The organism is Proteus sp. G2626, assembly GCF_009915985.1.
Lineage (GTDB): Bacteria > Pseudomonadota > Gammaproteobacteria > Enterobacterales > Enterobacteriaceae > Proteus > Proteus vulgaris.
The window spans coordinates 431,085-450,364 of record NZ_JAABNH010000009.1; the positions used below are offsets into that span (position 1 = coordinate 431,085).

19 protein-coding genes are annotated in these 19,280 nt (G+C 38.0%); 10 read left to right on the top strand and 9 right to left on the bottom strand.

Annotation, left to right across the window (positions count from 1 at the left end; all coding sequences use genetic code 11):
• Positions 1–104 precede the first annotated feature (104 nt).
• Both GWJ05_RS06320 and GWJ05_RS06325 read left to right on the top strand, forming a co-directional pair.
• Positions 105–860 carry a hypothetical protein gene (locus GWJ05_RS06320; RefSeq protein ID WP_036933108.1) on the top strand — a complete coding sequence of 252 codons (756 nt, stop codon included), beginning with the start codon at positions 105–107 and terminating at the stop codon, positions 858–860.
• Between the two features lie 172 nt (positions 861–1,032).
• Positions 1,033–1,263: an autotransporter outer membrane beta-barrel domain-containing protein gene (locus GWJ05_RS06325; RefSeq protein WP_072024187.1), complete on the top strand. Its 231-nt coding sequence runs from the start codon at positions 1,033–1,035 to the stop codon at positions 1,261–1,263.
• 137 nt (positions 1,264–1,400) lie between these two features.
• Here GWJ05_RS06325 and GWJ05_RS06330 read toward each other — a convergent pair whose 3' ends face one another.
• A complete protein-coding gene (locus tag GWJ05_RS06330) occupies positions 1,401–2,366 on the bottom strand; it encodes an acetyltransferase (RefSeq protein ID WP_161681189.1) in 966 nt (321 codons plus the stop codon).
• A gap of 327 nt (positions 2,367–2,693) precedes the next feature.
• Here GWJ05_RS06330 and GWJ05_RS06335 point away from each other — a divergent pair, with 327 nt between their 5' ends.
• Positions 2,694–3,884, top strand: coding sequence for a cyanate transporter (locus GWJ05_RS06335; protein ID WP_036933111.1), 1,191 nt, complete (start codon positions 2,694–2,696; stop codon positions 3,882–3,884).
• 88 nt (positions 3,885–3,972) lie between these two features.
• On the opposite strand, the gene GWJ05_RS06340 is transcribed toward GWJ05_RS06335, so the two are convergent.
• Both GWJ05_RS06340 and GWJ05_RS06345 read right to left on the bottom strand, forming a co-directional pair.
• A complete protein-coding gene (locus GWJ05_RS06340) occupies positions 3,973–4,920 on the bottom strand; it encodes a carbamate kinase family protein (protein ID WP_036933112.1) in 948 nt (315 codons plus the stop codon).
• Between the two features lie 319 nt (positions 4,921–5,239).
• Positions 5,240–5,974 (bottom strand): glycerophosphodiester phosphodiesterase family protein, encoded by a 735-nt coding sequence (locus tag GWJ05_RS06345; RefSeq protein ID WP_036933114.1) that lies wholly within the window; start codon positions 5,972–5,974, stop codon positions 5,240–5,242.
• A 174-nt stretch (positions 5,975–6,148) separates the two neighbouring features.
• Between GWJ05_RS06345 and ugpB the strand changes: the two genes are divergently transcribed.
• The 5 genes from ugpB (at position 6,149) to GWJ05_RS06370 (ending at position 11,602) form a co-directional block, all read left to right on the top strand.
• A complete protein-coding gene (gene ugpB, locus GWJ05_RS06350; protein WP_161681191.1) occupies positions 6,149–7,453 on the top strand; it encodes a sn-glycerol-3-phosphate ABC transporter substrate-binding protein UgpB in 1,305 nt (434 codons plus the stop codon).
• Between the two features lie 62 nt (positions 7,454–7,515).
• Complete coding sequence (ugpA, locus tag GWJ05_RS06355; protein WP_036933116.1) at positions 7,516–8,400, top strand: sn-glycerol-3-phosphate ABC transporter permease UgpA; 885 nt, start codon at positions 7,516–7,518, stop codon at positions 8,398–8,400.
• A complete protein-coding gene (ugpE, locus tag GWJ05_RS06360) occupies positions 8,400–9,248 on the top strand; it encodes a sn-glycerol-3-phosphate ABC transporter permease UgpE (RefSeq protein ID WP_036933117.1) in 849 nt (282 codons plus the stop codon). Before ugpA ends, ugpE begins: the two co-directional genes overlap by 1 nt.
• Position 9,249: 1 nt before the next feature.
• Positions 9,250–10,350: a sn-glycerol-3-phosphate ABC transporter ATP-binding protein UgpC gene (ugpC, locus tag GWJ05_RS06365; RefSeq protein ID WP_036933119.1), complete on the top strand. Its 1,101-nt coding sequence runs from the start codon at positions 9,250–9,252 to the stop codon at positions 10,348–10,350.
• Between the two features lie 499 nt (positions 10,351–10,849).
• Complete coding sequence (locus tag GWJ05_RS06370; protein ID WP_036933120.1) at positions 10,850–11,602, top strand: M48 family metallopeptidase; 753 nt, start codon at positions 10,850–10,852, stop codon at positions 11,600–11,602.
• Positions 11,603–11,655: 53 nt separating this feature from the next.
• Here GWJ05_RS06370 and GWJ05_RS06375 read toward each other — a convergent pair whose 3' ends face one another.
• Positions 11,656–12,123 carry a MarR family winged helix-turn-helix transcriptional regulator gene (locus tag GWJ05_RS06375; protein WP_036933121.1) on the bottom strand — a complete coding sequence of 156 codons (468 nt, stop codon included), beginning with the start codon at positions 12,121–12,123 and terminating at the stop codon, positions 11,656–11,658.
• 118 nt (positions 12,124–12,241) lie between these two features.
• Here GWJ05_RS06375 and GWJ05_RS06380 point away from each other — a divergent pair, with 118 nt between their 5' ends.
• Positions 12,242–13,429, top strand: coding sequence for an MFS transporter (locus GWJ05_RS06380; RefSeq protein ID WP_087802901.1), 1,188 nt, complete (start codon positions 12,242–12,244; stop codon positions 13,427–13,429).
• Between the two features lie 11 nt (positions 13,430–13,440).
• The gene (panM, locus tag GWJ05_RS06385; protein ID WP_036933123.1) at positions 13,441–13,848 is read left to right on the top strand and encodes an aspartate 1-decarboxylase autocleavage activator PanM; all 408 of its coding nucleotides are present in this window, start codon (positions 13,441–13,443) and stop codon (positions 13,846–13,848) included.
• 80 nt (positions 13,849–13,928) lie between these two features.
• On the opposite strand, the gene GWJ05_RS06390 is transcribed toward panM, so the two are convergent.
• The 5 genes from GWJ05_RS06390 to ftsY all read right to left on the bottom strand — a co-directional run.
• Positions 13,929–15,089, bottom strand: coding sequence for a glycerate kinase (locus tag GWJ05_RS06390; protein WP_087802899.1), 1,161 nt, complete (start codon positions 15,087–15,089; stop codon positions 13,929–13,931).
• A gap of 94 nt (positions 15,090–15,183) precedes the next feature.
• Positions 15,184–16,038: an RNA polymerase sigma factor RpoH gene (gene rpoH / locus GWJ05_RS06395; RefSeq protein ID WP_087802897.1), complete on the bottom strand. Its 855-nt coding sequence runs from the start codon at positions 16,036–16,038 to the stop codon at positions 15,184–15,186.
• Between the two features lie 423 nt (positions 16,039–16,461).
• Entirely contained in the window at positions 16,462–17,439 is a 978-nt protein-coding gene (gene ftsX, locus GWJ05_RS06400) for a permease-like cell division protein FtsX (RefSeq protein ID WP_036933126.1), read from the bottom strand.
• On the bottom strand, positions 17,432–18,097 hold the full coding sequence (ftsE, locus tag GWJ05_RS06405; protein ID WP_023583735.1) for a cell division ATP-binding protein FtsE: 666 nt from the start codon (positions 18,095–18,097) through the stop codon (positions 17,432–17,434). The genes ftsX and ftsE overlap by 8 nt, the downstream gene beginning before the upstream one ends.
• 5 nt (positions 18,098–18,102) lie before the next feature.
• Positions 18,103–19,280 (bottom strand): signal recognition particle-docking protein FtsY (gene ftsY / locus GWJ05_RS06410; RefSeq protein ID WP_161681193.1); only part of this gene is annotated, 1,178 nt, incomplete at its 5' end.

The window sequence follows — 19,280 nt, forward strand, 5'->3', positions numbered from 1 at the left end:
AATTTATGGTATTTTAGAGTAAGCATTATTTTTATCATAATCAGGTTACTATTTATCACTTTATGATCCTAGTAAACAAACTTACATTAACAAGAATATAAACCATGACCACACCATTACGTACTATTACTTTTATTAATAGCGCTTACCCTAAACCTCATAACATTGAAGAATTTGTCTGGTCAGGGCGATTAGATAAATATGGTCAACTTTGGTTTGATCTGCATCTTAGAAGTGCCAGTTACTATTTAAGTGAAGGCAAGGATTACCCTGATGATATAGACGAAGATGAGTTAGAGGATGAGGAAGAATATACCAGCCTTGTTGATTGGCAATCTAGGATCGTCTGGGATAATTATCATCGTTGCACTCTCTCTTCAACATTTTGGTCAGATGAAAAAGGCATTTTACTGAGTACAGGCGAAGTTCCTTTTGATTTTGACAAATTTATCACATACCAATTTAATCTTGATACTGCACCACAAATAAATAATTCTGAAGACAATGATGAGCCAACCGAAATCTCTGCATTTAGTATTTATTTATTAGGGCATGATGAATGCAAAAATCATCAAATTCACTTTCAACGTCAACAAGATAACACTTATCACATTAATTGGAGTGGAAAAATCGCACTAACTTATGGGGGATTTGATGAGTTCATCCATCAATTTATTGCAAGATTAGAAAATATTTCTTTTGATGGTTTTTACTTCCCTAAATCATGGGATTTAGATAAAGCGACGGTTGAATTTAAAAAAGTACTTTCTCATTTTGAACACTATAAATTCACATTAATTAACCCCAAAAGCCAAATAAAACAATGGAAATTGAGTTATATAGATGAGAACCAATCATAAATTGAATTATTTTTAATTCCAGCATCAATATTCTATTTAGATAAACATTTCTTTAATAAAAGGCAATGTTTATCTCTATCAATCAAATAGCACCCTGAACTTCATCGACTTTATATTATTAAAGATAGTTATCATCTATAATTTTTATGGTAATAAACAGTAACCAAAAGGGTTGTTACCATTTGTTGAAGCTAACTGGTTATGCAACGGAATGGATAATGAAGTGGTTTTAAATGGCGACAAAGAAAGTAGTGATATCGGTAAAAATATTGATGAATTAAAAATAGGCTTACAAGGAAATGTGAATGACTCATCAAGCTTATTTATTCATTTTAATGTTCAAAAAGGTTCACATGATTACCAACAAATAGGTGGGCAAGTTGGTTATAACTATAACTGGTAAATAGCTCAGTCTGAATAGAACATCATTTTTATATTAGAACTTAGCTAAAATTAATATTGTTTCTTTTAGAAAGTAACTAACAATTTTGTATCAATATTATTGTTCTACTTCAATTTTCTTCTCTTTTGTTGATTTGGCTATCGAGCATTAAAAGTTGGACTAATAAACCAATGAATCATCTTAATTGATGCCAATAATAGTGCCAGGCTAATGGTGATAACAGTGAGAGCTAATACCATTGGAAATGTAAGTGATAAATGGGAAAACATTATCCCTTGTAAGAGGATAAAGCAAATGATGGGATGAATTAAATAAACGCCTAACGCATTATTGCCAAGAGAGGCGTATTTTGGAGTTGTCGGTGCAATGTAAATAATCCCTGCACTTAAAATAATACTAATCAATAAAGAGATAATATATGTTATTAAATTTTCTATAAATATATTTAACTCTAAATACTTTATAATAAAAGAATTAATGTCAGAAGAATAATAAAGTATATATAGTGATAGTAAGCTTAATAAAACAATCACGAATAGAGGTTTATCTTTAATTTTAGCGATAGTTCGTTGGTCTACCAAATAAGCAATAATAAAAAATGGGAAATATTGTACTATAGCAAAAAAGGTAGATAATTTTGTTTCATAACCTTTCGTTAGATAAGATAACAGTACACTCACAAACAAAAGAGATAATAATATTAGTTTATTATTTTTGATATAAGAAGGTAACAGTAGAAAAAAAGCTTGCCAAATTGGTGTAGCTAGAAAAAACCAGACACCATTTTGCGGAAAAATAAGGTAAGTATTAAGATCAAATTGCCCTGAATAATAGAGGGGGATCATATCAATAGTTTGAAAAGTACCATAAATTACTAAGGAAGCTAATAAATTATTACGCCAACTTTCCCATGTTCCTTTTTTGCTAATAAAAGCGATAATAAAAACAAACATAGGAATTAATGTTAAATCGAATACATTAATCAATAATGAAAAATCATGTAACTGACTTTGTTTTAAATAAAAACTAAAAACAATAAGGGAGCTTAATATCAATTTTAATGTAGGCCAATAGGGTTGTTTAATCTCGTCCATACTCAACATTAATTTACCTTGGTTATTTATATTTTTCTATATAGAATAGTAAACCAATTTACACATTCCTGCTAATCTTAATATAAAAGAAACTAAATACCCTCTAGATAAAACGACTTAAGAAATAACTGGTAAAATTGGTATTCGAAAATATATCACTCAGAGCCTAGTTCAATATTCTGCCGATAATGCCAATTTCAACTTAAAAAAATCTCATTTTATCAATTGTATTAATGTTCTTTTAATTATCAGGCAATAAAATCTTTACTGTTGCCATTTGTTTATACAAATATTGTCTATACAATAGACAATATTTATGTTTATCAGAGAATTACCATGACTGCCTTACCACGAAAAAAAACATGGCAGATTGTCCTGACGATTATTTTAGTCGGGATAAACTTACGCCCTTTTTTAACCGGCCCTGGCCCTGTTATTGATAATATTATTGCCTCAACAGGTATGAGTTATAGCCAAGTCTCATTACTCACACTATTGCCCATGCTGTTAATGGGAATAGGCGCGTTAATCGTTCCTTTTTTACAACCTTATATTCAAGTACGTAAAGGGCTTTTAGTCGCAATGTTAATGTTGCTTATCGGCTCATTTTCTCGTGCTTTTGTGTCTGATGGCCATCAACTATTACTGACTGCACTCTTTTGTGGGTTAAGTGTCGCCTATATTCAAGCAGTATTTCCTGGCATTATTAAAGGATGGTTTGGAAATAGAACACCTGTCATGATGGGGCTATATTCCGCCATGCTAATGGGAGGAGGTGCACTAGGTGCACAACTTTCTCCTCTTCTCACAGCCCCCAATGGTCATTGGCAAAGTGCTTTGGCGTGGTTTGCCCTTCCTGCTAGCTTTGCATTTATTGCTATTCTTTTTTCTATTAAAAATAGCAACACCTCTGCCAATAAAATATCACTAAATACCTTGATCTGGCGACCTAGAACAGGGTTACTTATCTTAGGATTTGGTTGTGTTAATGCGGGATATGCTTCGGTGGTGACATGGCTAGCACCTTTTTATCAATCGCTAGGAATGCCAAGTGCCCAAAGTGGCTCTCTTGTTGCTATTCTTTCCCTTTTTCAAGCATCGGCAGCATTAATCATTCCATTCTTAGCGGCTAAAAATCACGATCGGCGTTTTTGGCTGATGCTAACATTACTAAGCCAATTTATCGGATTTGGCTCAATAATGACGATCCCTATGAGTGCCCCTTATCTTTGGAGTATTTTCTTAGGCTGTGGCTTAGGAGGATGTTTTTCCATGATGATGATCGTCGCACTCGATCACATCCCTGATCCGGCACAAGCTGGTGCACTATCAGCATTAATGCAAGGTGGCGGTTTTATTATTGCCGCATTTGGGCCATTGGTTGCTGTACTATTGCGCCAACCTGATGGAAGCTTTACTTATGCGTGGGCATTTCATGCCATTTTAGTCATTATTACGATAGGATTATTTTTACGACTCAATCCACGACATTATGCGAAAGCTTATCCTGCCAATCACACTATTTAAATCATCCATTAAAAATAAAATAAGCGCCTAACTTTTTACAGATAAGGCGCTTATCAAAGATATAATTGAACACGACTAATGGAGATGATTAAGCAACAATATGCGTTCCTGTTTCACCTTTTAAGGCTGAAGCCAATTTTTCTGGCGTTGTGATAATCACACGTTTCCCGCCAGCTGCTAAAAATGACAAACTCGCTTCGATTTTAGGAAGCATACTGCCTGGTGGAAAATGCCCCTCATGCATATATTGGGTCATTTCTTCAACCGAGGTTTCACCTAATGCTTTTTGTTCTGGTTTTCCGAAATGAATGCAGACTTTTTCAACGCCTGTTGTGATGATAAGAATATCTGCATGTAATTCTTTTGCTAGTAATGTTGAGGACAGATCTTTATCAATAACCGCATCAACACTTTGGTAATTACCATGTTCATTCTTGATAACTGGAATACCGCCCCCCCCTACAGCAATCACGACATAGCCACATTCTGATAGTGACTTAATTGCCTTAGATTCAATCACATGTTGTGGAATTGGAGAGGCAACAACACGGCGATATCCTCGACCAGAATCTTCAACAAAATGCCATTGAGGGTTTTCTTGTTGTAATTGCACCATTTCTTTCTCAGAAAAAAAAGCACCGATAGGTTTTGTCGGAGAAACAAAATTAGGATCGTTTTTATTCACTTCAACTTGCGAGATAATGGTAATAGCTTGTTTATTTTGTTGAACACGAAGCTGATTGGTTAACGCTTGTTGTATTAAATAACCAATACCCCCTTGTGTGTCTGCAACACAATTGGCTAATGGTGTTAATGGTAAACCTTCTTGTACATGGGCAACTTCCGCACGGCGTAAATCAAGCCCGACTTGTGGCCCGTTACCATGAGTAAGAACAATATTATACCCTTCAGCCACCATATCACTAATATGGGCCGCAACCTCTTGTACTGCTTGTTCTTGATGAGCGATAGACTGGCTGGCATTGTCTTTAATAATACTGTTGCCTCCAATGGCAACAACAACGAGTTCTTTCATATTTCACTCTCAGTCATATTATTGGCAATTAAAGTAGAAATAACTCACCTCCACTTTCAGAAGTTGGATTAATCTGGTCACCATATCGTTAACCACGCTCCCCATTTTTATCTTTTAATGAGATAAATATTATCGTATTGAACAATATCTATTCATTAATTGCGCAGGATAATAGCAGAGAATGTAAATAAAACATCTATTACTCAATATTTCTCTTATTTAATTTCAGTAAATAGAATGAGGAAGAAAGGAGATAAAAGGCGTCATCCAACAGATCACGCCTTATTCAATACAAATAAGCGGGATAGTTAGTGCCTTTTCATTTTGCTATATCATCAATATCCTGTTGATAAACATCAGGCATATCAGTAATTAACATATCAACACCCCATTGCTCAAAATCTTTTACCTCTTCAGGATCATTCGGGGTATAACAATAAATTTCATAGCCGGCCTGTTTTAACCATTGCGCTTGTTCTTGTGTGAGGTATTTGTAATTACAATGCACACTAAAACCATCAATGGCTTTTAATATTTCTAACGCATTAGCGGGGATCTCATCCCATAATTGCCCTCTTCGAATAAAAGGTAGATATCGCTTCATCACGATTAAAGCTTGTGTATCAAAAGAAGAAAACAAAATTTGCTCATTTGGAATATCTGCGCTTTTTATCATGTCAGAGACCGCTAAACATAAGCGTTCAATATCATCATCTGGCCATGTTTTCAGCTCGATATTCAGTTTTGTTCCTGAACGCTTAATTAACTGTAATCCTTGTCTTAAAGAGGGAATTTTCTCACCTTGATAAAGCGAACTAAACCAACTCCCCGCATCAAGATGATGCAGATCATCCAAGGTATGAAAACGCACAGCACCTTGCCCATTAGTACAGCGATTAACCGTTTTATCATGAATAAGCACAGGAACATAATCTGCCGTTAATTGCACATCCGTCTCAATCCATTCGCACCCAAAATCAATCGCCATTTTAAACGCAGCTAACGTATTTTCAGGGGCTTTTCCAGAAAAGCCTCGGTGAGCAGCTATTTTCATTTCTCTCTCCTTTTCATTTGTGCCGACATCATGACAACCATTTATGACAGCAATTTGACAATCACACCATCAATAAGTCTTCATTTAATTGTCACCCCTTTGTCATAAATAACATTTAGGGTAATTCGCAAACTAGATTGCACCTTTAACTCTCGATTTAAAAGGAAATACTGCATGTCGATAAAATCAATAACGGGCCTTGCTGTTGCGATGACACTCTTTGCTTCACCTACACACGCAAAAACACAAATTGAATGGTGGCATGCAATGGGAGGTGCGCTTGGTCAGAAAGTTAATCAAATCGCATCTGACTTTAATGCGAGCCAATCTGAATATGAAATAAAGCCTGTTTATAAAGGCACTTATGCCGAAACCATGACTAGCGCAGTTGCTTCGTTTCGCGCTAAAAACCAACCCGCTATTGTCCAAGTTTTTGAAGTTGGTACAGCCAGCATGATGGGCGCTAAAAAAGCGGTTTTTCCTGTTTACCAATTAATGGAAAAAACCAACGAGCCTTTTGATCCTAATAGCTATTTATCTACAGTCACGGGCTATTACACCACCAGCGATGGCAAAATGATGTCACTGCCTTTTAATAGCTCAACCCCCGTCCTTTATTACAACAAGGCTCTCTTTAAAAAAGCAGGTGTAGATCACCCTCCTAAAACATGGAAAGAAATGGAGACAGTGTCTCAAAAATTACTCGACTCAGGTGTGAAATGTGGTTTTACCACCACATGGCAATCATGGACACAAATAGAAAACTTTGGGGCGCGTAATAATTTACCTATTGCTACCAAAAATAATGGTTTTGATGGCTTTGATACTACTTTCCTATTTAATAAAGCCCCTTTCGTTGCGCATATTCAACAAATGGCAGATTGGTCTAAATCGGGCATTTTCAAATATGGCGGACGCCAGTCCGACTCTATGCCTCTATTTTATACCCAAGAATGCGCCATGGTGATGGAATCATCAGCCGGTTTTGCGGGTATTAAAGAGAATATGAAAGGAATTGATATTGGTGTTAGCCAATTACCTTATGACGATACACTTGTACAAAAACCCGCCAATACGATTATTGGGGGCGCATCGTTATGGGTTATGTCAGGGCGTCCTGATGCAGAATATGATGGCGTAGCAAAATTCTTTACCTATCTTTCAAGTCCCGAAGTACAAGCCGATTGGCACCAAGCAACTGGCTACCTTCCTGTCACTAAAGCGGCTTACGCGTTGACACAACAACAAGGTTTTTATCAGAAAAACCCTGGAGCAGATACCGCGATCTTGCAAATGACAACTTCAGAGCCTACCGCAAACTCCAAAGGATTACGCTTCGGTAATTTCCTGCAAACACGAGAAATTGTTGATGAAGAGTTAGAAAAAGTATGGTCAGGAAAACAGAGCGCTCAAGTTGCATTGGATAATGCTGTCAAGCGTGGAAATGAACAATTACACCGTTTTGAACGGACTCAATAATCACGTTTATCAGGCGAGCTTAACAACTCGCCTTCTGTTTTTATCGATTTACTGGATACTGTATGGCTTCTCAATCCATTTATTTTAAACAAAAATGGTTACCTCTAGCGCTAATTTTTCCTCAATTGGCTATTACGCTTATCTTTTTTATTTGGCCAGCAGGACAAGCTTTCTTTCAGTCATTTCAATTAGAAGATGCGTTTGGCCTAAGTAGTGAGTTTGTCGGCTTCGAAAATTTTCAGCGTTTATTTAGCAATCGTTACTATTTTGACAGTTTAATCACGACATTAATTTTTAGCACCAGTGTTGTCTTTCTTTCTATGCTATCTGCACTTGTGTTGGCCGGCATTGCCGAACAAATTTTACGAGGTAAGCTGTTTTATCGCACGATATTAATTTCCCCCTACGCCATTGCGCCGGTTATCGCCGGCTTCCTTTGGTTATTTATGCTTGATCCCACAATTGGTGTATTAAGCCAACAATTAAAGAAAATAGGAATTAATTGGGATCCCGTACTTAATACACACCACGCTATGTGGATGGTGATTTTAACAGCAACCTGGAAACAAGTGAGCTATAACTTTTTGTTTTTCCTCGCCGCCTTACAATCTGTTCCTAAATCATTGTTAGAAGCGGCCGCTATTGATGGTAGCGGGCCTATTAAACGTTTTATAACGATAAGTTTCCCGCTCATTTCACCGACCACTTTTTTCTTACTGGTCGTGAATTTTGCCTACGCTTTTTTTGATACTTTCGCCATTATCCATGCCATGACACAAGGTGGCCCTGGCAGTAGCACATCAACTTTAGTGTATAAAGTTTATAACGACGGTTTTGTGGGATTAGATTTAGGCTCCTCCGCAGCACAATCCGTTATTTTGATGTTTATTGTCGCGATATTAACCGTGATCCAATTTCGTTATGTTGAGAAAAAGGTGGCTTACTGATGGTTGAACGCAGACCTTTATTTCATGCTTTTTGCCACTTTATTCTCATTGTTGGCATTCTTTCTGTAGCATTCCCTGTTTGGATAGCACTTGTCGCAACAACACATCAAAATACCGAGTTTGCCACAGGATCGCCCCTTTGGTTCGGTACGGAAGGCTTAAGCATTTTTAAAACACTATTGTCACAAGTAGGTACAACACAAAATAGTGCTATTTCCATTAACAGTATGTTGTTGAATTCACTAATTATGGCATTAGTGATCACCATCGGGAAATTAGTGATTTCGATTTTATCGGCTTATGCTGTCGTATTTTTTCGCTTTCCTGGTCGTATGCTTGCCTTTTGGACTATCTTTTTTACGCTAATGTTGCCTGTTGAAGTCCGTATTATGCCAACATTTGAGGTTGTCACTAACCTTAATATGCTGAACTCTTATGCGGGACTAACAGTTCCATTAATTGCCAGTGCTACCGCTACTTTTTTATTCCGCCAATTCTTTCTTACTATCACTCCTGAGCTCATTGAAGCAGCTAAAATCGATGGCGCAGGCCCAATAAGATTCTTTTTCACCATCTTACTTCCTCTTTCACGTACCAATATTGCCGCCCTATTTGTTATCACATTTATTTATGGCTGGAATCAATATCTTTGGCCAATGCTGATCACAACAGATACCCACTACTACACTATTGTGATGGGGATAAAACAGATGGTTGCGGTTTCTGATGGTGTTATTGAATGGAACAAAATTATGGCAACCACGTTAATTGCGATGTTGCCTCCTGTCTTTATCGTCATTCTGATGCAAAGAGCCTTTGTAAAAGGCTTTATTGATACGGAGAAATAACATGACAACCGTCACTCTCACTAATTTAGAGAAACGTTATCCGAATGGGCATCAAGCCATTTCAAAATTAAATCTTTCTATTGAGCAAGGTGAAATGGTGGTATTAGTCGGCCCCAGTGGCTGCGGCAAATCAACATTACTGCGAATGATTGCAGGGTTAGAAACCATTACACAAGGCGATTTACTTATTGATCATTTGCGTGTTAATGAACATGAACCCAGTGAGCGTGATATCGCTATGGTGTTTCAAAACTATGCCCTTTACCCTCATATGTCGGTTTATAACAACATGGCATATGGCTTGCGTAATCGAAAAACACCAAAAGCAAAGATTGAAGAACTCGTCGCAAATGCTGCTCAAATGCTGGAAATCAGCCATTTACTTGATAGAAAACCCAAAGAGCTCTCCGGTGGACAACGACAACGAGTGGCAATGGGCCGGGCGATTGTCCGTAAACCTAAAGTCTTTTTATTTGATGAGCCACTCTCTAACCTTGATGCAAAATTACGTGTACAAATGCGCCTAGAGATTAAAAAGCTACAACGAAAGCTCTCAACAACTTCAATTTACGTGACACATGATCAAGTTGAAGCAATGACATTAGCCGATAAGCTGGTAGTGCTAAATCAAGGCAATATAGAACAAGTGGGTACCCCGTTAGATATTTACGAAAGCCCAGCCTCTGTATTTGTTGCCACTTTTATGGGTTCTCCTGCAATGAATATTTTAGACACTCCGATTAATCATGGTGTGATTGAAGTCGCGGATGGCCATATTCCTGTTTCATCTCAGCACCTTCCTTATCAAGCCATTAAATTAGGTTTGCGTCCTGAGCATTTACTCATTAGCCATCAACATGCTCTTTTTCATGTTGAGGTTGAATTTATTGAAGCATTAGGTGCTGATGTTTTAATTTATGCCACTACCTGTGGCAAACAAAAACAATCTATCGTTATTCGCGCACCGAACGATCATGGTGTTAATATTGGTCATAAAATAGGTCTTACGATCCATCCTGAAAACCTACATTTCTTTGATGAGCAAACGGGGAAACGCATTAATCGCCCTTTTATGCTTATCAGTGAATTAATGGTTTCATAAGATATTGATATCATTTTATTCACTTTCAGTTTAATCTGAATAGCGATGTGTTGAGCATCGCTATTTATTTAAACCAAAGCAATAAATGTCAAAAATATAAATTTTGTCAGAATTAAACAAATAAAAAATCACTCTAAATACAGTGTTCCTTTGATCTTCCTCTAAATAAATAAAAAATAAGATTACTGACACTTAATGTGAGTACAATTAAATGATTTATATAATATTTAACCAATAAAGCTTATCTTCTAAAGCTGAGTCTATTAATTAATTCTCTTAATTTTAAACAAGTTAAAATTATTAATCCGTTTTTTTTCTCTCATATTAAGCATGGAAAAAATAATACATTTTTGCTACAAAAAGAAAAAAATAGATATTAATCTAATATCCTTTTCATAAAATACCTATATTGCACCAATAGATAAGCACTGTTATTCTTCTGCTCGAATTTGATCTGCAATTATATAAACTGCCAAGCAGAAAAGGACTTAATTAAAAAATGAAAATTAAATTACTTGCTACAGTGATGGTATCAGCAGCACTACTCTCTGGTTGTCAAAACCTCAATACCGATATGCTGACTCAATCGGGTACTCAACTTTTTCAAGCAGCAACATTAAGCGATGATGATATCAAAGCGCTAACAAATGACGCTTGTAAAGAGATGGATGCTCAAAATAAAGTTGCACCTGCAAACAGTAACTACACCAAACGCTTAAATAACATCGCTAAAGCATTAGGTAATGAAGTTAACGGTACACCTGTAAATTACAAAGTTTACATGACTAAAGATGTGAACGCATGGGCAATGGCTAATGGCTGTGTTCGTGTTTACAGTGGTTTAATGGATCTAATGACAGATAATGAAGTCGAAGGTGTTTTAGGTCACGAGATGGGCCATGTTGCCTTAGGTCATACTCGTAAAGCCATTCAAGTTGCACATGCAACAGTCGCAGCACGTACAGCAGCAGCATCGGCAGGTGGAGTTGCAGCACAACTAAGTAGCTCTCAATTAGCGGAAATGGGTCAAAAATTAGTTAACGCCCAATTCTCACAACATCAAGAATCAGAAGCTGATAATTTCTCTTACGATCTGCTGAAAAAACGTGGTGTTAATACTGCGGGCTTAGTGACAGGCTTTGAGAAACTCGCTAAATTAGGTGGTGGTGATTCAAGTATGTTTGACTCTCACCCTCCATCAAAAGAGCGCGCGGATAATATCCGTAATCGTATCGCTACAGATAAGAAATAATTATCTTGCCCCTATATCCCACGGTATGGGGGTTTTCTTTTCAGGCTTATCGGTTACGAATGGCGAAAGTGAGCCACAACATCAGTAAAAAAGCGTTTAATCGCCCGCTTTTCATGCTGATCATATTGTTCAAATAACGCAGACCATCTTGCTTGAGATTGCTGATGTAACACCTCATGCGCATGAAAAAGCCGTTCTCCTTCCGAGGTTAAGATAAAAAAGATCTCTTTTTGATTATCGGCCAATTTTATTTTTTCAATCGCACCTTTCTTTTGTAACCGACTACAAATTTTTGAGACAGCTCCTCGAGTCATTGCCATATATTCACTGATAGTTGTGAGATTTCTCATGCTCTCCTCACCAATACAATGAATAACATGCAATTCAGTGAGTGAATAATTCTCTAACCCCTTTTCTTCTAATACTTTTTTATGCTCCTCATCAACATACTCATCTTTAAGATGCAAGAAATCACTTAACCCGTTTAACAAGTCTTGTGTTGTTATATTCTCTTTTGCCATTTTGTTTCCTTGGAAAAAATATTTAAAAAATAGTACCAAAAGTATTTACAATAATCAAAATATCGCTATTATCTATTTTGTTTCCATGGAAACAAAATAGATAATAAGAGGCAATATAATGAAATTATCAATCCGCAGTTTGTTTTATCTCATTTGCTTTAGCGCACTGTTAGGCTCTTTAGCACAAAATATTTATACCCCCGTACTTCCCTTGATCCAACAGCAATTTAATACCACGTTATCACTGGTTAATCTGACGGTATCTGCATTTACTTTTGCTATGGCTGTTATGCAACTATTTTATGGTTCATTGATTGATAAATGGGGAAGAAAACCAATTTTACTCGGTGGGTTAGCCGTTTCTATTGTGGGTGCATTAGGTTGTGTTTGGTCTGACTCTATTGGCTTATTGATTTTTTGGCGTGTGATCCAAGCTATCGGTATTGCAGCCATTCCCGTGGTAGCTGCTACTATTCTTGGCGATCTTTATCAAGGAAACGATCGCGCTAAAGCGATGGGGTCGTATCAAATGCTATTAGCACTAGCTCCGGCTTGTGGCCCTTTATTAGGTGGATATTTAGCACAACATTATCAATATCAAGGTATTTTTATTTTCTTGGCTGTTATCGGTATCCTATTACTGACCACACATCTCTTTTATTTACCTGAAACACGTCCGAAACAGAAAGAAACTTTTAAAAGCTTATCAGCAATGCAACAAGTGCTTATAGCGCCTGAAGGTAAATCTGTATTTGTCATGAGTTTTATGGTGTTTTATAACTATTTTTGTCTACTGGTTTTTTTACCCTTAATTGCCTTTCACCTCTATCAACTTAACAGTACTGAAATAGGTGGATTATATATGCCTATGTCGATTGCACTTGTCTTAGGTAGCTATCTTTACCGTAGAATTTGCCATTTATTTAGTGCTGAATATGGTGTGATTATTACCTCTTGTATCAACCTAGTTATGTTGACGTTATTTGCACTCTTTTGGCAAATATCATTACCTGTCATGCTTGCCTTAACTGTGGTATATGGGCTTTCTTTAGGCTTAACCATGCCCACACACACTACATTATTAGCAAGTCATTTTGGCTCGATGAGGGCAACTGCAATGGGGATTTATAACTTTATTCGTTATTGTGGAATGGCGGCTGGCCCTATGATTTCAGTCTATTTTGTGACTGACAATAACTATAAATATGTCTTTTATTCTTGTGTGATCTTAACGAGTTTGGCATTGTGTTTCACTATTAAGACCTTAATGTCTTCATTAAAAGAAAAAAAACAAACTGCAAACTAACAGGATATTTAATGAAATTAACCATTGAAAAACTGGCACAGCTCTCTGAACAAGACCGGATTGATTTAGGCAAAATTTGGCAAGATACACGTTATCAATCAGCTCTAACAAATGAGATCAGCAACGAAAATATACTCTTTGTGGCAAGATTTAATGAGCGATTATTAGCTGCTTGCTGGGTTAAATTATCGGATAAAAAAGCGGTTATTACTGATTTTATGGTCAGAGAAGTGACTCGTCGTCGAGGTGTTGGACATTATTTACTGACACAATGTTTATCTGCATATCCTAATATTTCCCATTGGCAGGCAATAAGTTTCTCCGCAGAAGAAAATGGATATGATGTTGCACATGCTTTTTTAGTACACCATCAATTTAGTCCATCACCACAACCTAATCTTTATGTTCTAACTATTTGACAATGTTCTTATTCTAAATAATTCAAAGTGTAGCTAGGCGACAAGTGAATAAATCGCTAGAAGCATACATAAGTATGTGACTAGTGCGAGTAAACGTAGTCACTTGAAGTATGACAAGTAGCATAAAACCTAGCCACATTATAAGCTGTCTCACTAAGATTATATTGCGCATTATTAAGCGCATCAGAAAGTGTAGAAACCCCCGGTACAATAGAGAAAACAGCATCAATACCCTGCTGATGAACTACATCATAATCAGGTAAATAGCCACCAACCAAAGCAATAACAGGAAGGTGATACTTTTTGGCGAGCAGGGCAACCCCGATTGGCGTTTTACCTTGTGCCGATTGGCTATCCATTCGGCCTTCTCCTGTTATCACTAAATCAGCATCAATAAAATATTTTTCTAATTCAACCGCCTTAGCAACCAATTCAACACCTGGTGAAAGCGTTGCTTGCGTCAAAGCAAGTAATGGCAATGCCAATCCACCAGCAGCACCACTTCCCGCAATATTAATAAGACTGCGTTGCGTCATTTTTTCAAGATAAGTACCAAAATGGTGTAAAGCGTTATCAAGTTGCGCAATATCGCCTTTGGTCGCTCCTTTTTGCGGGCCAAAAATAGCTGATGCTCCTTTTTCTCCACACAACGGATTTGTTACGTCACAAGCAATCTCAATCTCAACGTGCTTAAGCTTAGGGTTAAGTTTTGTAACATCAATAGAATGAAGCTGTGCTAATGCCTGACCACCGAAAGGTAAAGAAGAGCCAAGTTTATCTTTAAGTCTAACACCAAGTGCTTGCATCATACCCGCACCAGCATCATTTGTTGCACTTCCCCCTAACCCCAAAATAATTTTTTTAACGCCCATTTCAAGTGCGACATTAATTAATTCCCCTGTACCATAACTGGTCGTTAAATTGGGATCACGTTGAGATGAAGGAATAAGATGAAGACCGGAAGCTTGCGCCATTTCAATTACGGCGGTGGTGTTGTCGCCTAAGATACCCCACGTTGCTATCACTTGTTTACCTAAAGGTGAGCAAACTGGCGTAGTAATTAATCGCCCTTGCGTTGCATCAACCAATGATGTGACTGTACCTTCTCCCCCATCAGCCATAGGAATACAACTGTATTGCGCATCTGGTATATAGCGTGAAAACCCCTGTTTTATTGCTGTTGCAACTTCTTTCGCACTTAAACTTTCTTTAAATGAATCAGGGGCGATAACTATTTTCACGTTATATTCTCCAAGCAATAAAAAAGCGATATTTTCATATCGCTTTTATAACATACTCTACTTTATGAGAGCGTGTACATGGTCTGAAATGTGATTAATCTTCAATCGCTAAACGCAATTTCTTCATCGCATTTTTTTCTAATTGGCGAACACGTTCAGCAGATACACCATATTTTGTCGCCAAATCTTGCAATGTCGATTTGTTATCATCATCTAGCCAACGGGCACGAATAATATCTTGGCTACGTTCATCAAGAGTTTCAATTGCTGACGTCAGTTTATCCGTTGCATGATTATCCCAGTTATCTTCCTCAATGCCGTCGGCAAAGTCTGAAGACTTATCTTCTAAGAAGAGTACTGGAGCAATAGGATGTGAGTCATCATTATCATCAGCAGTCATATCAAATGCCATGTCTTGCGCTGACATTCGTGATTCCATTTCTCGGACATCATTTTCTGACACACCCAATTCTCTTGCGACTAATTCCACTTCATCTTGATTAAACCAACCTAAACGTTTTTTATTTTTTCGCAGATTAAAAAACAGTTTACGTTGAGATTTAGTGGTCGCGACCTTCACGATACGCCAGTTACGTAGCACATATTCATGAATTTCTGCTTTGATCCAATGTACGGCAAAAGAGACCAGTCGGACACCCACTTCTGGGTTAAAACGGCGCACCGCTTTCATCAGACCAATATTACCTTCTTGGATAAGATCGGCTTGGGGTAAACCGTAGCCAGAATAGCTGCGAGCAACATGAATAACGAAGCGCAGATGTGACAGGATAAGCGTTCTTGCTGCATCCAGATCACCCTCGTAATGCAGCCGTTCAGCGAGTTCCTTTTCTTCCTCTGCGGTTAACATCGGATAGGAATTGGCTGCACGTATATACGCTTCGATGCTGCCTTGCGGAACCAATGCTAAGGATTGCATTTCTTTTGTCATTCAAATCCTCATAAAAATCAAATAAATAATTAAGATAATTACTGTAAGGGAAAACAGATGAGCCTTATAAATATAGCTTAAATAGGAAGTCAGTTAGGTTTTTTTACGATGTGTTTTTATCATAACGACTATTTGACCAGCATAAAGATTAAAGGTTCATCTCGCATCTATGTTTACATATCTTTGTACTTTTCCATGCAGAGGCAAATACAACCGTTAGCTCGTCTTAGAAAAGATTGTGTGCATTATTATGCCAGAGACAAGACGTTGATAAAATGGCTGGGTGACGATATTAACGTAGCCCAGCCTAATAAAAAAAGATATTTTGGTCAAACATCAAGATACAGCATTGTTAACAATATTTATTCACATTTATCGCCTAGCTGTACCTTGAATTATTTAGAATATAAAGAGACTAATCCATTATTCAGGTGTGAATTGACGCAAATGTTGCATTGTCGTCAACCATGCTGCAAACCAACCAATTGTCATTGCAACGAGTATAAGAATAATTGACTCATCAAATCCTAATCCTGAAATAGAAAAAGAAGTCCCAAACACCGTTGCAGCTTGGGTGACTACATCAGAAAGCTTCCACACTAATAGAGCAGAAAAAATCAGTGCAAATACAGCACCAATAAAGCCTAGGAGCAATCCCCAATTGAGGAAAGGTCGCATAATAAAACCGTCTGTTGCACCAATAAGTTTCATCACATTAATGGTATCACGACGACTGAAAATATTGAGGCGTACACTGTTACCAATCACCAGTAACAAAGCGACAACCATCAATGTACCAATCACCAAGGCAATTTGTCCTACTAATGAAGTTAACGTGGAGAGCCGTGCAAACCAACTATCATCCATTCTGACTTCATCAACACCGGGTATTTTTGTCACTGTGTCACGTAAATTCACCATCAATTGTTGATCACTCGGATCCATGACAGGTGTCACTATCGCCACCGCTGGTAATGGATTTTCTTCTAACATATCCAACGCACTACTAAAACCAGACCAAGAGCGGAATTCCACCAGCGAGTCTTGTCGTGAAAGGTAGTTCACCTCACCCACTTTTTCTAGAGCTTCTATTTTTTTAATAGTCGCTTCAGCTAATGAATCATCGAGGGATTTATCAAGATAAACCGTTAATTGTGGGGTGGGATACCACTGCTCTGCTGCCGTTGAAACATTTTTCCATACAATATAAAAGATACTAGGTAATGTTAATGAAATGGCGACCACCATTACCGTTAAAAAAGAAGAAAGCGGTTGGCGCAAAAAGTCAGCCATGGTATTACGCCATGCATAACGCCATTGTTCTCGTCTTCCCCCTTTTAGCGCCTTAGTTTTTGCACCTGGCGTTGGCATTGATTTACGGGAACTTTTTGCTTTAGCCATTTTGCCCTCCCACCATTCTGCCTTGCCCTAATGTAAGAATGCGATAATTTCTACGTTCTATCAAAGACATATCATGTGTTGCCATTAACACGGTGACACCAACACGATTAAACTCCTCGAAAAGACGCATTATGCCTTCTGAAAGCTCACCATCAAGGTTACCCGTTGGTTCATCCGCAAGTAAGACTGTTGGTTTATTCACAACGGCACGCGCAATCCCCACACGCTGTTGTTCACCACCAGAAAGTTGGATTGGATAGTTTTTAGCTTTATCCAAGAGCCCAACTTTATCTAAAGCAGCGGAAACTCTGCGTCGAATATCCTCTTCACTTGCGCCAGCAATAATCAGTGGAAGAGAGACATTGTCATAAACCGTTCTGTCCATCAATAGATGGTGATCTTGAAAAATCATCCCAATTTGACGACGCAGAAAAGGGATCTCACTATTTTTCAGTCTGCTGATATCATGTCCAGCGAACCAAATAGCGCCATCACTAGGGCGTTCTATTCCACAAATTAACTTAAGCAATGTACTTTTACCGGCACCTGAGTGACCCGTTAAAAAAGCCATCTCTCCAGGACGAAGATGGAAATCAACGCCTTGTAATGCTTGTCTTCCACCTAAATAAGCCTTGCTGACGTGTTCGAAGCGGATCATTACAACTACTCCTCGCGGGCAAACAGAGCCTCAATAAAATCGTCGGCCTTAAACGGACGTAGATCTTCAATACCTTCACCTACCCCAATATAACGAATAGGAATACTAAACTGATCAGCAATAGAGAAAATAACGCCTCCTTTTGCTGTACCATCGAGTTTAGTCAATGTTAATCCAGTTAACCCAACTGTTTCATTAAAGAGTTTAGCCTGGCTTACTGCATTTTGTCCGGTACTTGCATCTAACGTCAGCATCACCTCATGTGGTGCTTCTTCGTCTAATTTCTTCATAACACGAACGATTTTTTTCAGCTCTTCCATTAAATGGGATTTATTCTGCAATCGTCCTGCAGTATCAGCAATAAGAACATCGACACCTTTTGCTTGTGCTGATTGAATTGCATCGAAAATAACCGATGCAGGATCAGCGCCAGTATGTTGTGCTACAACAGGAATATTATTGCGCTCCCCCCAAACTTGAAGCTGCTCAACGGCAGCTGCACGGAAGGTATCCCCCGCAGCTAACATGACAGACTTACCTTCAGCTTGGTATTGCCGAGCTAATTTTCCGATTGTGGTAGTCTTACCCACACCATTAACGCCAACCATTAAAATAACAAAAGGTTTTTTGCCTTCAATATTTAATGGTTTATCAACTTTCGTTAAGATCTCGCCCATCTCTTCACGTAATTTGCCATAAAGGGCTTCAGCATCTTTAAGATCTTTATGTGTTGCGTGTTTGGTCAGGCTGGTGATGATTTTAGTCGTGGTTTCCATTCCCACATCAGCAATTAAGAGTTGCTCTTCTAACTCTTCAAAAAGCTCATCATCGATTTTCTTACCACGAAATAGACTAAGGAATCCTGAACCTAAGTTCTGGCGGGTTTTCAGCAACCCTTTTTTCAACCTGCTAAAGAAACCTTCTTTTTTAGGTTTTTCTTGCTCAACAACTTTATCTGCAAGTACTTCTTCGCGTAAAGATTCAATATCTTCTGCTTCAGCTTGTGCAATTGCAAGGCGTTCGTTTTCTTCTTGCGCAAGGCGTTGAGCTTCAGCTTCTTGTTCTAAACGTTCTTGTTCTAAACGTGCTTGCTCTGCGCGCTCTGCTTCTTGACGTGCTACCTCTAAACGCTCTTGTTCCGCGTTGAGCTCAGCTTGACGCTGTGCTTCTTCTTGCGCAAGGC